Origin of the sequence: Streptomyces sp. NPDC087310, assembly GCF_044744405.1 — a bacterium.
Classification (GTDB): Bacteria; Actinomycetota; Actinomycetes; order Streptomycetales; family Streptomycetaceae; genus Streptomyces.
In genome coordinates, this window is record NZ_JBIUYF010000005.1 from 108,645 (window position 1) to 122,182 (window position 13,538).

General features: G+C 70.3%; 14 protein-coding genes and 1 riboswitch. Of the genes, 3 read left to right on the top strand and 11 right to left on the bottom strand.

The window, feature by feature from the left end; translation table 11 throughout:
- Positions 1-206 precede the first annotated feature (206 nt).
- Entirely contained in the window at positions 207-1,337 is a 1,131-nt protein-coding gene (locus ACIO3P_RS19730; protein ID WP_401852658.1) for a phosphatidylserine/phosphatidylglycerophosphate/cardiolipin synthase family protein, read from the bottom strand.
- Positions 1,338-1,512: 175 nt separating this feature from the next.
- Between ACIO3P_RS19730 and ACIO3P_RS19735 the strand changes: the two genes are divergently transcribed.
- Together ACIO3P_RS19735 and ACIO3P_RS19740 are read left to right on the top strand one after the other, a co-directional pair.
- Positions 1,513-1,785: a type II toxin-antitoxin system Phd/YefM family antitoxin gene (locus ACIO3P_RS19735; RefSeq protein ID WP_329823442.1), complete on the top strand. Its 273-nt coding sequence runs from the start codon at positions 1,513-1,515 to the stop codon at positions 1,783-1,785.
- Complete coding sequence (locus ACIO3P_RS19740) at positions 1,782-2,051, top strand: type II toxin-antitoxin system RelE/ParE family toxin (protein WP_329823441.1); 270 nt, start codon at positions 1,782-1,784, stop codon at positions 2,049-2,051. The genes ACIO3P_RS19735 and ACIO3P_RS19740 overlap by 4 nt, the downstream gene beginning before the upstream one ends.
- 54 nt (positions 2,052-2,105) lie before the next feature.
- On the opposite strand, the gene ACIO3P_RS19745 is transcribed toward ACIO3P_RS19740, so the two are convergent.
- The 10 genes from ACIO3P_RS19745 to ACIO3P_RS19790 all read right to left on the bottom strand — a co-directional run bounded on the left by ACIO3P_RS19745 (position 2,106) and on the right by ACIO3P_RS19790 (position 12,376).
- Positions 2,106-3,050, bottom strand: a complete 945-nt coding sequence (locus ACIO3P_RS19745) for a Ppx/GppA phosphatase family protein (RefSeq protein ID WP_329823440.1) — start codon at positions 3,048-3,050, stop codon at positions 2,106-2,108.
- Complete coding sequence (locus ACIO3P_RS19750) at positions 3,047-3,598, bottom strand: DUF501 domain-containing protein (RefSeq protein ID WP_401795624.1); 552 nt, start codon at positions 3,596-3,598, stop codon at positions 3,047-3,049. Before ACIO3P_RS19750 ends, ACIO3P_RS19745 begins: the two co-directional genes overlap by 4 nt.
- Positions 3,599-3,693: 95 nt before the next feature.
- On the bottom strand, positions 3,694-4,167 hold the full coding sequence (locus tag ACIO3P_RS19755) for a septum formation initiator family protein (protein ID WP_329823436.1): 474 nt from the start codon (positions 4,165-4,167) through the stop codon (positions 3,694-3,696).
- A 130-nt stretch (positions 4,168-4,297) separates the two neighbouring features.
- Positions 4,298-5,590: a phosphopyruvate hydratase gene (gene eno, locus ACIO3P_RS19760; RefSeq protein ID WP_329823435.1), complete on the bottom strand. Its 1,293-nt coding sequence runs from the start codon at positions 5,588-5,590 to the stop codon at positions 4,298-4,300.
- Between the two features lie 224 nt (positions 5,591-5,814).
- Positions 5,815-6,558, bottom strand: a complete 744-nt coding sequence (locus ACIO3P_RS19765) for a transglycosylase family protein (protein ID WP_329823556.1) — start codon at positions 6,556-6,558, stop codon at positions 5,815-5,817.
- Positions 6,559-6,566: 8 nt separating this feature from the next.
- A riboswitch (cyclic di-AMP (ydaO/yuaA leader) is annotated at positions 6,567-6,739 on the bottom strand.
- 880 nt (positions 6,740-7,619) lie between these two features.
- Positions 7,620-8,465, bottom strand: coding sequence for a transglycosylase family protein (locus ACIO3P_RS19770; RefSeq protein WP_401795618.1), 846 nt, complete (start codon positions 8,463-8,465; stop codon positions 7,620-7,622).
- Positions 8,466-8,610: 145 nt separating this feature from the next.
- On the bottom strand, positions 8,611-9,876 hold the full coding sequence (locus tag ACIO3P_RS19775) for a cytochrome P450 (RefSeq protein ID WP_329823433.1): 1,266 nt from the start codon (positions 9,874-9,876) through the stop codon (positions 8,611-8,613).
- A gap of 121 nt (positions 9,877-9,997) precedes the next feature.
- The gene (locus ACIO3P_RS19780) at positions 9,998-11,062 is read right to left on the bottom strand and encodes a MazG family protein (RefSeq protein ID WP_401852661.1); all 1,065 of its coding nucleotides are present in this window, start codon (positions 11,060-11,062) and stop codon (positions 9,998-10,000) included.
- 132 nt (positions 11,063-11,194) lie between these two features.
- The gene (locus ACIO3P_RS19785) at positions 11,195-11,851 is read right to left on the bottom strand and encodes a SurA N-terminal domain-containing protein (protein ID WP_329823430.1); all 657 of its coding nucleotides are present in this window, start codon (positions 11,849-11,851) and stop codon (positions 11,195-11,197) included.
- 99 nt (positions 11,852-11,950) lie between these two features.
- On the bottom strand, positions 11,951-12,376 hold the full coding sequence (locus ACIO3P_RS19790) for a GtrA family protein (RefSeq protein ID WP_329823429.1): 426 nt from the start codon (positions 12,374-12,376) through the stop codon (positions 11,951-11,953).
- Between the two features lie 244 nt (positions 12,377-12,620).
- Here ACIO3P_RS19790 and ACIO3P_RS19795 point away from each other — a divergent pair, with 244 nt between their 5' ends.
- Complete coding sequence (locus ACIO3P_RS19795; protein WP_401852663.1) at positions 12,621-13,538, top strand: class I SAM-dependent methyltransferase; 918 nt, start codon at positions 12,621-12,623, stop codon at positions 13,536-13,538.

Genomic DNA, 13,538 nt, shown 5'->3' on the forward strand with positions numbered 1-13,538 from the left:
GCCCCACCCCCCGAACCACCCGGTACAAGGGCTCGGAGGGTCGGCGCTCCTGACAGCGGACCCTCCCGACCGGGTACGGCGCCCACCGGGAGCGTTTTCCTTGTGAAGAAGTTCACGAAGTTTCCGGCGAAGGGATCCGGGGGCGCCGCGAAAGGGGCGGTACCGGCGTCAGTCCCGGGTCGCGGCATCAGCCCCGGGACGCCGCGTCAGTCCCGGGTGGCGGCGTTCAGCAGGTTCGTGAAGTTCTGGCTGTACGCGTCGTACGGCGCGGCGCCCTCCAGACGGAGCAGGGCCTCGTCGTTCCGCCGGAGCGACGCGTAGTCCAGGTTGTGGGAGCCGGTGAAGGTCCACTTGGTGTCGGCGTGGCCCGCGTACGTTCCCTCGACCAGGAAGTACTTCGAGTGCACGAGGTGGCCGTCTGCCGTGTTGAGTCGGCGGATGTCGATGTTCTGCCGGCCCGCGAGCTTGGCCGCGTCGTTGCTCTCCGCGTACACGATCCGGATGACGCAGCCCTGGGCGGCCATGGAGCTCAGCTTGTCCGCGACCTCGTCCCGGTGCAGCGCGAAGGCCGCCACGCTCACCTTGCTCCGGGCGGCGCAGGAGACATTGTCGAGAAGGCCCACCACGATGTCGCCCGTGCTCTGCGGGAAGAAGTAGTACTTCTCCGTACCGACCTTGCCGCTGGTGAAGTAGTTGGCGTTCTTCTTCATCGCTGCCAGGTCATTGAAATAGCCCACGTACGCCGTGTAGAGATCGGTATTTCCGACCACGGTATAGGCGTTGTTCCAGTATTTCGCGGTGTTGAGACTTGTCTGGTTGGCGGACGTCTGGATCACCACGTCCTCGGCCTCTCCCGCGCTGCCGATCCGGGAGAAGGTGAAGAATTTATTATGGTTGATCATCGAACTGTGACCGGTGGAGATACACGCCCCACCCGCCGTACAGACCCGCACCCACGAGGTGGCGGTACGATCCGTCCCCAACTCGGCGACCAGGCTCCTGGCCGCCGCCGAGTCCGCGTATTTCGCGTCGAGCACGACCCTGACCATGACACCGCGCGCATGGGCGGATTTCAGCGCGTTCGTGTAATCCTGATCGTTCAGGGCATAGAGCGCGGCACGGATCAGCCGCCCGCTCTGGGTATTGTTGATGGCGCCGATGATGTGGTTCTTCACCGTGTTCTGCGCATCGGAAGAACCCAGGGGATCGTTGAACACGGCCCCCGTCGAAATCGGCGGAGCGGCCTGTACGGCGGAGGCCGTTCCCCCGGTCACCATCGTGCCGACGAGCGCGGTCGCCGCGACGACCATTCCCGCTCTCAGCAGCGGGCGAGGCATACGGACACGCTTATGCGGAATCAATTGTTCCCCCCGTCTCGATTCGCTCGGTAAACCCGGGCGAAGAGAGCGCAATGTTTCCATGCGGATCACCGGGTGTCCACGGGGGTCACGTCTCCGCGCGGAACACGGGTGAACCTGAACCCGTGTACACGCCGAGGCGTACACTGGCTCCATGACTGAAGGCACCGTGACCGTACGCGAAGCCCGTGCACACCTCGCGGACCACATCAACCGCGCCGAGCAGGGCACGCCCACAGTGATCACCCGCAACGGCGTACCCGTGGCCGCCGTGGTGCCGATCACGGACTTCGAGGCCCTGGAAGAGGCGGCCGACCTCTTGCTGGCCCGCGAGGCGGAAGCGGTACTGGCCGAGGGCGGCCCCACCGTGACCATGGGGGAACTACTGGCAGACCTGTTCGCCGAGCACGCGGAAGACGCGGCGTGAAGTACGCGTTCCGGTTCACGACGGCGGCACAGCGGCAGCTCCGGGCCATCGACCGACATGCCGCCATGCGCATCCTGACCGCGCTGACCGCGCTCGGCGACGATCCGTACCGTGAGGACGCCGACGTCAAAAAGCTCGCCGGGCCCTCGGACCTCTACCGGCTCCGGGTCGGCAACTACCGGGTCGCCTACCAGGTCGAGGACGGCGCGCTCGTCATCCTCGTCGTCAAGGTCGGCGACCGGCGCGACGTCTACCGCGCCATCTGACAGCGGGCCGCCCCGAGTCCGAGGACCCGGGGCGGCCCGTTCGCTTCCGTACCGTCACGACCCGTCGAGCGCGCAGCCAAAGGCGATTCCGTCCAGGATGTCGTGTTCGCTGACGACGACCTCCTGGGCGCCGGTCCGTTCCATGATCGCGAGGAGGATGAGAGCGCCCGCGCCGATGACGTCCACCCGGCCCGGGTGCATCACCGGGATCTCGGCCCGTTCCGCGTGGGTGGCGGCGAGCAGGTGGTCGGTGATCTCCTTGACCCGCTCGTACGGGACGCGGGAGCGGTGGATCGCCGCGGAGTCGTAGGTCTCCAGGCCCAGCGCGATCGCGGCCACCGTCGTCACCGAGCCGGCCAGGCCGACCAGCGTACGGGGCTCGCGCAGCGGGACGGTCCGTTCCGCGAGGTCGAGCGCCGCCTCGATGTCCGCGCGGATCGCGGCGATCGCGGCGGGCGTCGGCGGGTCGAGGACGGCGCCGCCGTCCCGTACGAGATGGCGCTCCGTCAGCCGTACGCAGCCGATGTCCACCGACCGGGCCGCCCGCACCCGGTCGTCACCGACGACGAACTCGGTGGAGCCGCCGCCGATGTCCACCACGAGGAAGCTGTCCTGGCCGGGCAGCTCCTTCGTCGCGCCGGTGAAGGAGAACGCCGCCTCCTGGTCGCCGGTGATCACCTCGGGCTCCACGCCCAGGATGTCCAGCACCCCGCGCACGAAGTCGTCGCGGTTCTCGGCGTCGCGCGAGGCGGACGTGGCCACGAAGCGGATCCGCTCGGCGCCGTGCTCCGCGATGACCGCCGCGTACTCCCGGCAGGCGGCGAACGTACGCTCCAGCGCCTCCGGCGCGAGCCGGCCCGTCCGGTCGACGCCCTGGCCGAGCCGTACGACCGTCATCCGCCGGTCGAGATCGACCAGTTCGCCCGTTTCCGGGTGGACGTCCGCGACGAGCAGGCGGATCGAGTTCGTACCGCAGTCGACGGCCGCGACCCTGGTCATGCCGTACCCGTCCCCGCGTCGGACGGACCGGAACCGCACGGCGTGACGCACGGGCCCTTCGCCCACCACTCCGGGAGCATCGCCAGCGCCTCATCACCCAGCGGGTTCACCCCGGGGCCGGCCGCCAGCGAGTGGCCGACCAGGACGTGCAGGCACTTCACCCGGTCCGGCATGCCGCCCGCGCTGGGGAAGCCCTCCAGCACCTCGATGGCATCGCGCCGCGCGAGGTAGTCCTCGTGCGCCGCGCGGTACGCGGCGGCCAGCTCGGGGTCGGTCGCGAGGCGCTCGGTCATCTCCTTCATGACACCGTTCGCCTCCAGCGTGCCGATGGCCGAGGCCGCGCGCGGGCAGGTCAGGTAGTACGTCGTCGGGAAGGGCGTGCCGTCGGGGAGCCGCGGGGCGGTCTCGACCACGTCCGGCTGTCCGCAGGGGCAGCGGTGCGCGATGGCGCGCAGCCCGCGCGGCGGGCGGCCGAGCTGCTCCTTGAAAGCGGCGACGTCCGCCTCGGTGGGCTCGGTGCGTACGGTCTGCGGAGGGGGCGTCTTCATGCCTGCCTGGTTCTGCCGTTCCGGATTCATGTCAAACGGATTCATGTCAGCGGATTCATGTCATGCGGTGCTTGCGTGCGGGGAGGGGTGGGGGGCTAGGTGCCGGGGCGGTCCGCCTCGTCCACGCCGTCCAGGACGTTCGAGTACCAGGGCCGGTCCGCCGCGCCCTGTTCCGCGCGCCGCTCCTCCGCCTCCGCCGGGTCGATGACGGTGAAACCCGTCTCCCCCGGCCGCAGGTAGTGCAGATGCTCGCGGGCCAGCCGCTCGATGTACGCGTCGTCCTGGAGCCGCGCCTTCTCGTCGCGCAACTCCTCCACCTGCCGCTGGGCCTCCTGGCTCAGCCGCTCCTGGTCGGCGATCTCGTTCCGCTGCGACACGTACTCCCGCATCGGGTACGCGAGCGCCACCACCAGGGTGCAGACGACCAGCGCGAGGAAGGCCGCCCGTCCCGTGAGCCGGGACCGGCGGTCCTGCCTGCGGTTCTGCGAGCGGTAGACCCGGGCCGCGGTCTGCTCGCCGAGCAGCCGCAGTCTGGTCGAGGTGGAGAACCGGTCGCGGTTCCCGGCCATGGCCCGCCTCCCCTGTCACGTACGTACGTCCCCGGACACGGTACGGGACCGCGGCCGGGGACGTACGGACGACGGGCGGTTCACCGCCCGCGACGGGCTACGCGTTGCGCGCCGCCCGCCCTCTGGTCAACTAGTTCGCGGAGCGAAAGCGCGGGAACGCGCTGCGGCCCGCGTACACCGCCGCGTCGTCGAGGATCTCCTCGATGCGCAGAAGCTGGTTGTACTTGGCGACGCGGTCCGAGCGGGCCGGGGCGCCGGTCTTGATCTGACCGCAGTTCACGGCCACCGCGAGGTCGGCGATCGTGACGTCCTCGGTCTCACCGGAGCGGTGGGACATCATGCACTTGAAGCCGTTGCGCTGGGCCAGCTCGACGGCGTCCAGGGTCTCGGTCAGCGAGCCGATCTGGTTGACCTTGACGAGCAGGGCGTTGGCCGAGCCCTCCTCGATGCCCCGGGCGAGGCGCTCCGGGTTGGTGACGAAGAGGTCGTCGCCGACGATCTGGACCTTGGCTCCCAGCTTGTCGGTGATGACCTTCCAGCCGGCCCAGTCGTCCTCGAAGAGCGGGTCCTCGATGGAGACGAGCGGGTAGGCGGCGACCAGCTCCTCGTAGTACTCGGTCATCTCGGCGGCCGAGCGCGACTTGCCCTCGAACTCGTAGGAGCCGTCCTTGTAGAACTCGGACGCGGCGACGTCGAGCGCGAGCGCGATGTCACGGCCGGGGACGTAACCGGCCTCCTTGACCGCTTCGAGGATGAGGTCGAGCGCGGCGCGGTTGGACTCCAGGTTGGGCGCGAAGCCGCCCTCGTCGCCCAGGCCGGTGGAGAGGCCCTTCTGCTTCAGGACCTTCTTGAGCGTGTGGTAGACCTCGGCGCCCCAGCGCAGCGCCTCGGAGAAGGACTCCGCGCCGATCGGGGCGATCATGAATTCCTGGATGTCGACATTCGAATCGGCGTGCGAGCCACCGTTCAGGATGTTCATCATCGGAACGGGCAGCAGGTGCGCGTTCGGGCCGCCCAGGTAGCGGAAGAGCGGGAGGTCGGACGCCTCGGAGGCGGCGTGCGCGACGGCGAGGGAGACACCGAGGATGGCGTTGGCGCCCAGCGAGCCCTTGTTCTCGGTCGCGTCCAGGTCGATCATCGCCTGGTCGATGAGGCGCTGCTCGGTGGCGTCGTACCCGACCAGCTCCGGGCCGATCTGCTCGATGACGGCGAGGACGGCCTTCTCGACACCCTTGCCCAGGTAACGGTTGGCGTCTCCGTCGCGGAGTTCGACGGCCTCGAACGCACCGGTGGAGGCACCGGAGGGGACGGCAGCACGACCCGTGCTGCCGTCGTCGAGGCCGACCTCGACCTCGACCGTGGGGTTGCCTCGGGAGTCGAGGATTTCCCGGGCTACGACGACGTCGATGGACGGCACGAGCATCTCCTTCTGGATGTGACGCGTGGGTGCAGGGTCTCTTGGCCTTGCGACATGAGCCTAACCGGCTCCGGGTCATCGGCCAGCCGGTGCCCGCCCCTAAGACGCCGCCGTGGACCCTCCCGGGCGACATGAGGCCCGGTCCGGTGCCCCGTTATCCGTGCCCGGTGCCCGGAAAAGGCCCCGGCCCGGCGCGTACGGGGGTGACGCGCCGGGCCGGGAAGGACGGATCAGCTCAGGTGGAGCTGCTGACCCGGGTAGATGACGTCCGCGTCGGGGACGATGTCCTTGTTCAGGTCGAAGATCTTCTCCCAGCCGCCCTTGACCTTCTGGGCGGTCGCGATCTTGGAGAGGGTGTCGCCGGACTTGACCTTGTACTCGCCGTCACCCTTCTTGATCGTCGCGGGACGGCTCTGGCCACGCGAGGCCGGCTGCGCCTCGTCACGGCTCGACTGCTGCGGCTGCGCCTGCTGGCTCGGGGCGGACTTCTGCGTACCGGAGTTGCTGGAGCTACCGGAGTTGCTGGAGCTACCGGAGTTGTTGGAGCTGGAGGAACCGGTGTCGGAACCGGAACCGGAGCCGGTCGATCCGCCGCCGTACGAGGCGCCGGAGAGGTTCACGCCGCAGTTCGGCCAGGCGCCCTTGCCCTGACCCGCGAGGACCTTCTCGGCGACGGCTATCTGCTGCGACTTGGATGCCTGGTCGGCGCGCTGGGCGTAGGAGGTACCGCCGTAAGCGGCCCAGGTGGAGGGCGTGAACTGCAGACCGCCGTAGAACCCGTTGCCGGTGTTGATCGACCAGTTGCCGCCGGACTCGCACTGGGCGACCTGGTCCCACTCGGAGGCGGTGGCGGCGGAGGCGGCGGTGGCACCGAGCAGGGGGGCCGCGACGGCGGCACCGGTGATCCCGGCGAGCGTCGCGTAGCGGACGGCCTTGGACGCGCGACGGTGCTTGGCCTTGCTGGAACGCAGCAGCATGGAACACATCTCCTCACCGACGCCTACGAGGTGAGCTGTCGGGTTCGGGCCAATGAGTTGCCCGGCCGCGTGCTCTCACACGCGGCTTCACCCCAAGCCGGTCTCCGCCCGTCTCTCGACGGCCGGGCCCGGCACGAACCTATGGGTCCCCCGCTCCTGCCTTCGGCGCTTGAAGCGACGATTACTCCCCCCGACCGACGGCAGGATTCGGCGTGACGGTCGACGAGGCCCGCGGTGCGAGCGGTTCAGACCGTAATCACAGCCCTGCCGGTTGTTCAAAGAAGCACATCCCGGAAAAAACGCCCTTACCTCCTCCGACGGACAATACGTTTCCGCAGGTGGGAACCGGATTCGCCCAACGGCCGGGGCGCAGAGCCCGAGTTGCGGTGAAGAGACCCTTGTCTCACTTGCACAGAAGGGGACATACGGTCGCTAACTGACCGCGTTCCGGCCGGAGATCGGAGGCGCTGGCCAGGACGGACGCGGCCGAGGAGGCGTCAACGGGGCGCCGTTCAACGGCACTCGCCCGCCCGCTCCGGATCCGTACGTTCCGGGTCGCCGGATCCGTAGGTGTCCGGGTCCCGGATCCGTACGCGCCGATCCGCGATCCGTGCGTTCCGGGTCGCCGGATCCGTGCACGCCGATCCGGGAACCGTGCGTTCCGGGTCGCCGGACCCGTGCACGCCGATCCGGAATCCGTGCGCGCCGATCCCGGAACCGCCCGTTCCCGTCCCGGAATCCTCGGATCCGGTCGCCGGAAACTTCGGATCCGGTCGCCGGAAACTTCAACTCCGGCCCCGGAATCTTCGGCTTCGGCCCCGGAATCGCTGACTCCGGTCGGTCGGACCGCTGACTCCGGCCGGTGGGGCCGTCAGCTCCGGTCAGTCGGAACCACCGGCTCCGCTCGGTGCGGGCCACCGGCTCCGGTCAGCGAGGGCCGCCGACCGCAGTCGGACAGGACCGCCAGCCCCGGTCAGTGGGCGCCGCCGGCCCCGGTCAGTCGGGCCACCGGCCCGGTCGGACAGAACCGCCGGCCCGACCCCCCGGCGCGGGGTGACTCAGACCCAGCCGCCGACGACCTTCTGCCCGCCGGTCGCCAGGGAGAGGTGGCCGCCGACCGCGGTGACGACCCGCTCGACCTCGCGCTCCACGCCCTCCGTGAGCTTGCCGGCGTCACGCGTCCCTCCGGCCCCGCGGGACGCGCGGCTGTCCGCCCCGCGCTCCTCCGTCGTACCGCCCGGCGTGGCGCTCTCGTCGGCCGCCTGGCCGCGGTGCTTGCCCTTGGACGTGCCGCCCTTGCCGTCGGCGTCGTCCTCGCCGGTCGCGGAACCGGTGGCTCCGGGGCTCGGGCTGGTGGCGTCCGGGTACCCGTCCCCGTCCTGCTCCGTCCCCGCGCTCTCGCCCTTGCCGGTCGTACCGTCAGCCGACGGCGACGTGCTCCCGGACGGGTCGGTCGACGGGGTTCCGGACGGGTCGGTGCTCTCGCCGCCGCCCGTCACCCCCTCCACGACGCCGGAGACGGCGCCGCCGACCGCCTTGGTCAGCCCGGAGACACCGGCGCAACTGGACCACGCCTGCGCCCCCTGGGCCTCGAACACCTTCTCGGCCACGGCTATCTGCTGCGAGCGGCTGGCCAGGTCGGGGCGCGCGGCGTAGTCCGCGCCCCCGAACTCGTCCCAGGTCTCCTGGGACATCTGGAGCCCGCCGTAGTACCCGTTGCGGAGGTCGGCACTCCAGGCGCCGCCGCTCTCGCACTCGGCGACGTGGTCCCAGGTGGAGCCGTCCGCCGCGTTGGCGGCGCCGGCGCCGAGCAACGGGATCGCGATCGCGGATCCGGCCACCCCGGCGGCGACGAGAAGAGCAGGGGCCTGACGAGGTCGACGGTGTCGGCCGTTCCGGGACATGCGGTTGCCTTCCGTGTGACTGTCAATTCAACTCCGGCATGGTGTTGCCGAGTCGACGTGAACGTAGCGGTACTCGAATGCTTGTCACAAGTCGATGCAGCGGAGATCACGTGAAAGTCACAGTATTGACGAACCGTCAGGCAATTTACCGGCCGGACAATGGCGTGAACTGCACCGGAAGCGTGCGCAATCCCCTCATGATGAGCCCGCCGCGCCAGCGCAAATCGGAAGGATCTTCCGCAAGCCGCACGTCGGGAAGGCGGGTCAGCAGGGTGGCGAGCGCGGTCTGCCCCTCCACGCGGGCGAGCGGCGCGCCCAGGCAGTAGTGGATGCCGTGCCCGTACCCGAGGTGCTGATTGTCACGCCGCCCGAGGTCGAGCACGTCGGGGTCGGGGAAGCGCTCCGGGTCGCGGTCGGCGGCGGCCAGCACGACCAGCACGGGGTCGCCCGCCGCGATCCGCTGCCCGCCCAGGGTCAGCGGCTCGACGGCGTACCGCCAGGTCGCCATCTCCACGGGTCCGTCATGGCGGAGCAGTTCCTCGACCCCGGTCTCCAGCAGCCCGGTTTCACCGGCCGCGAGCGAACTTTGCAATCGCTCACGCTCGGCCGGATTTCGCATTAGCGTGTACATGCCATTACCGATGAGATTCACCGTGGTCTCAAAACCGGCGAACAGAATGATAAAGGCCATCGCCGCGGCCTCATTCTCGGTCAAATGCTCACCGTGATCGCTCGCCCGGATCAGACCGGAGATCAGATCGTCGCCCGGATTCTCTCTTTTACGGTGGATGAGTTCGGCCAGATAGCCGCGCATCTTCTTCACCGAACGGGCGACCCCACCGCGCGGACCGCCCGTGTGGCGAATCATCATGCCCGCCCAGTCCCGGAAGTCGTCCTGGTCCTCGGGCGGCACCCCGAGCAGATCACAGATCGCGTAGATGGGCAGCGGGAAGGCGAAATCGTGGATCAGGTCCGCGCTGCCCCGCTCGGCGAAGCCGTCGATCAGACGGTCGGTCAGCTCCTGTACGCGCGGGGCGAACTCGGCGACGCGGCGGGGCGTGAACGCCTTGGACACCAGCCGCCGCAACCGGGTGTGGTCGGGCGGGTCGATGTTCAGGAGGTGCGTCATCAGCTCCGCCTTGCGCTCCCCCGGGATGCCCGTCTTCCCCCGGGCGTGCGCCGGCTCGGCGTGGTGCGCGGGGTTCTTGGAGAGCCGCGCGTCGGCGAGCGCCTGCCGAGCGTCCCCGTACCGGGTCACGAGCCACGCCTCGACCCCGCTGGGCAGCTCGGTGCGGTGCACCGGCGCGTGCTCGCGCAGCCAGGCGTACGCGGGGTAAGGGTCGGTGGCGAACTCCCAGGTGAAGAGGGTGGGAGCGGCGCTGGCAGCGGGATTCTCGGACGTATCGGGCACGCCCCGACCGTAACCGCTGCACCGTAGGGTCACGGCCGGAGGGGCGCGTACGGGAAGAGTGAGCCCGGCGCCCTAGGGGCAGCCCCCACGCGCCCCGTCCGCCTTACGCGCCTTACGCGCCTTACGCGCCCGGTGTGCCCTCGGGCGCACGCTCGGCGGCCAGGATCCTGTCCCTATATACACGCGCCGCCGCGCGCAGCGCCGTCTCCGGGTCGACGCCCGACTCGTCCGCCCGTACGGCGAGGGCCAGCAACTCGTATCCGATGGACTCGCCCTCCGGGAGCGCGACCTCCAGACCGGCGGTACGGGCGCGGTTCGCGAGCTTCGCGGTGAGGGCGAGCCCCGGCTGACCGAGTGGTACGCCGTCGGTGACCGACGCGCGCCGCTTCTCGACCGCTTTCATCCGGAGCCAGTGCGCCTTGACCTCCTCGGGGGTGTCGGCGCTCTCCTCACCGAAGACATGGGGGTGGCGGTGGATCAGCTTTTCGACGATCGTGGCCGCGACGTCGTCGATGGAGAACGCCCCGCTCTTCCCGTCCTCCTCCCCGAGGTCCCCGTCGTCCCCTTCTTCCCCGTCGTCCCCTTCTTCTCCTACCGCGCCCTCCTGGGCGATCCGGGCGTGGAAGACGACCTGGAGGAGGACGTCCCCCAGCTCCTCGCGCAGTTCGTCGGCGTCGCCGTCCTCGATCGCCTCGACCAGTTCGTACGCCTCCTCGATGGCGTACTTCGCGAGCCCCTCGTGCGTCTGCCCCGACGACCAGGGGCACTCCTCCCTGATCCGGTCCATGACCTGGACGAGGTCGAGGAGCCGGGCGCCCGGCAGGTCGTACGATCCGGGCAGCAGCTCCAGGTCCGGCATCCGGACCCGGCCCGATCCCGCCAGCCGCGCGAGGCCGTCCGTCAGCCGCGCGTCGGTCCCGTCCCCGACGGCGGCGGGGATCACCACGACGGTACGGCCGTCGGCGCACGCGTCGACCAGGTCCTGCGCGCCGGGCGCGATGTGCTCCACGGTGACGCCGGCCTCGCGCAGATACGGCAACTGCGGATGGCCGGCGTCGGCGCACACCACGCGGTCGGCGGCGTGCAGCGTCCGCCAGGCGGGCCAGGACAGCAGACCGGGCGCGACCCGGTGGCTGGCGGTCAGCAGGACGATACGGCCGGGGGCTGCGGAAGCTTCGTCTGTCACCTCTCGAACCTACCTCCGGTCGGACCCCGCCCGACGCACGGGCATCACGACCCGAACGCACAGGCGCCCCACCCGAACGTACGGGCGCCACGGACGGTCGGACGCCAGGCGTGGCACGTCAGCCGTGGCGCGTCAGGCGTCCGAGGGCTGCTGCTCCGGTGCCTGGCGGGTGACCTGGGTGATCCACGGCGTCTTCGTCTCGCCGAGCCGCACCTCCTGGTCGTTCCAGCTTCCGTACCGCGGATTGACGTCGATACCCATCTGCTTCGACGTCCTCGTCAGTTCGGCGAGCACCCTCTGCTGCCCCTCCGGGGTCGAGGTGTTCGCGCCGAACGCCCCCGCCACCTTGGTCAGCAGCACCTCGCGGCGGATCGCGGCGTCGATCTGCCCGGAGGAGAGCGCGCCCTGCTGGAGCAGCATCGCGGCGAACCGCTTCTCCCCGCCCGACTGCGCGGCGGCCCGCGCACGGGTGTCCTGGATCTCCTTGCGGCTGACGCCGACCCCGGCGTCGTCGGCGGCGCGCTGGAGCACCCGGTCGAAGATCATGCCGTTCAGCTTGGCCTGGCTGAGCTGCGCGGTGTCCTTGATGAGCTGGGCGGACTCCGGTGTGGCCCGCTGCGCGTCCCGTACGTCCCGTACCGCGGACTGGAGCGTGGCCACCTCGATCCGCTGCCCGCCGACGACCGCCGCCGCTCCGGGATGGGCGTCACCGCCGCAGGCGGTGAGCAGCGGGGCCGCGGCGAGCAGGGCGACGGACAAGGAGAGCGCGGTGCGACGGCGGCGGTGCAAAGGGGGCCTCCCGGCGTGATTGTGCGGCGATGCACAAGACCTTGCAGTGATCGATGGTAGGCAGTGGACGTGGTGTGGGCCACTGCTTCGACCAACGATTCACCGGGAGATTGGGGTACGCGGCCTGCTCGGGCCGGCGCGTCCGTCCGGAGCCGGGTCGCGGGGCAGCATGATCGCGCGGGAGACCACGAAGGTGACGGGGACCGCTCCGGCCGCCGCGATCAGCGGGGCGTACCGGCTGCCGAGGTGCGCGAGGTCGACGAGCAGATAGACGCCGACGGTGGTGATGAGGAGGTTCGCCGCGTTGGTGAGCGGGAAGAGCAGGAACTTCCGCCAGGTCGGGCGGGTCCGGTAGGTGAACCAACTGTTCAGGAAGAACGAGCCGATCATGCTCAGCCCGGACGCGACGAGGTGCGAGGCGACGTACGGCAGCCGGGTCAGCAGGAGCAGATAGAAGGCGTAGTACGTGCCCGTGTTCGCCGCTCCCACGAGCGCGAATCGCACCATCTGGCTACGGACCGTCATCCGCGTACGGGCTCCTCCCCCCTGGCTACGGCAGACTGCGGCGGGGTGCCGCATCTCCAGGAGTGTGACACAGCGGGGTGGACCGCCCCCGTTCACCACGGCATCCCGCCCGCCGGTACCGACCGCCGTCACGGGTACCGACCGCCGTCACGCCACATCCGCGTCGCCCGCGCGCCATCAACCCTTCACCCATTGAGCACGGCGGTGTGGTCCGCCGCGACCTGACGAGGCGTAGTTTCCGCGCATGTCCTCTCTGCTGAGCAACCGGCTGACGAAGCGGATCCTTCGTCCGGCCGCCGCCCTGGTCGACCGGCGCATCGGGCGATCCACCGGACCGCTGCGCTCCGACCTCGACACCCTCCGGCGCGAGATCACGGAACTGCGTGGTCAGAGTTACGCGTTCAGTCTGCTGTTCGACAAGACGGGCCGGAACGGCTCCCGGGTGCCGACCCCCGGCCAGATCGACACCCTCGTACGCCAGATCGTCGCGGTGACCGGCGAGGATGCCACGGCCGCGCGCCGTAACGTCACCGTCGCCTTCCGCCAGGTGATCGCCCTGGAGACGCTGGCCCTCGGCCGGCTCGCCGGGTCCACGTCGAACGTGTGCGGCAAGCTCGCCACGGTGCCGCTGCTCGGCCCGCCGAACCGGGACGTCCTGGAGATCGGCACGCTGTACGGCCTGTTCTCGGCCTCGCTGGCGCGGATGCTGCACCGCGCGGGGACGGAACCCCGGCTGACCATCGTGGACCCGCTGGCGGGCAGCCAGCTCCAGCCGGGCACGAAGCAGGCGGCCGACCCGACCGGCACCCCGGTGCGGATGGACGTCGTACGCGCCAACCTCGCGCTGAGCGGCAGGCCGGGCGTCGAGGCCCGGGTCCAGCAGGGCTTCTCGGGCGACCCCGAGGTGCGGGCGGCGGTCTCCGACCGTGCGTACGGGGTGATCGTCGTGGACGGCGACCACTCCGAGGCCGGGGTCCTCGCGGATCTGGAGTGGGCCGAGGAGATCGTGGCGCCCGGCGGGATCGTCGTCCTGGACGACTACGGCGACGCCCACTGGCAGGGCGTCCAGTCGGCCACCGAGAAGCATCTGGCCGGCGGCGGCTCACGGCTGGAGATGCTGGGACAGGTCTCCACGTCGGCCTTCCTCCGGGCCCGCGCCTGA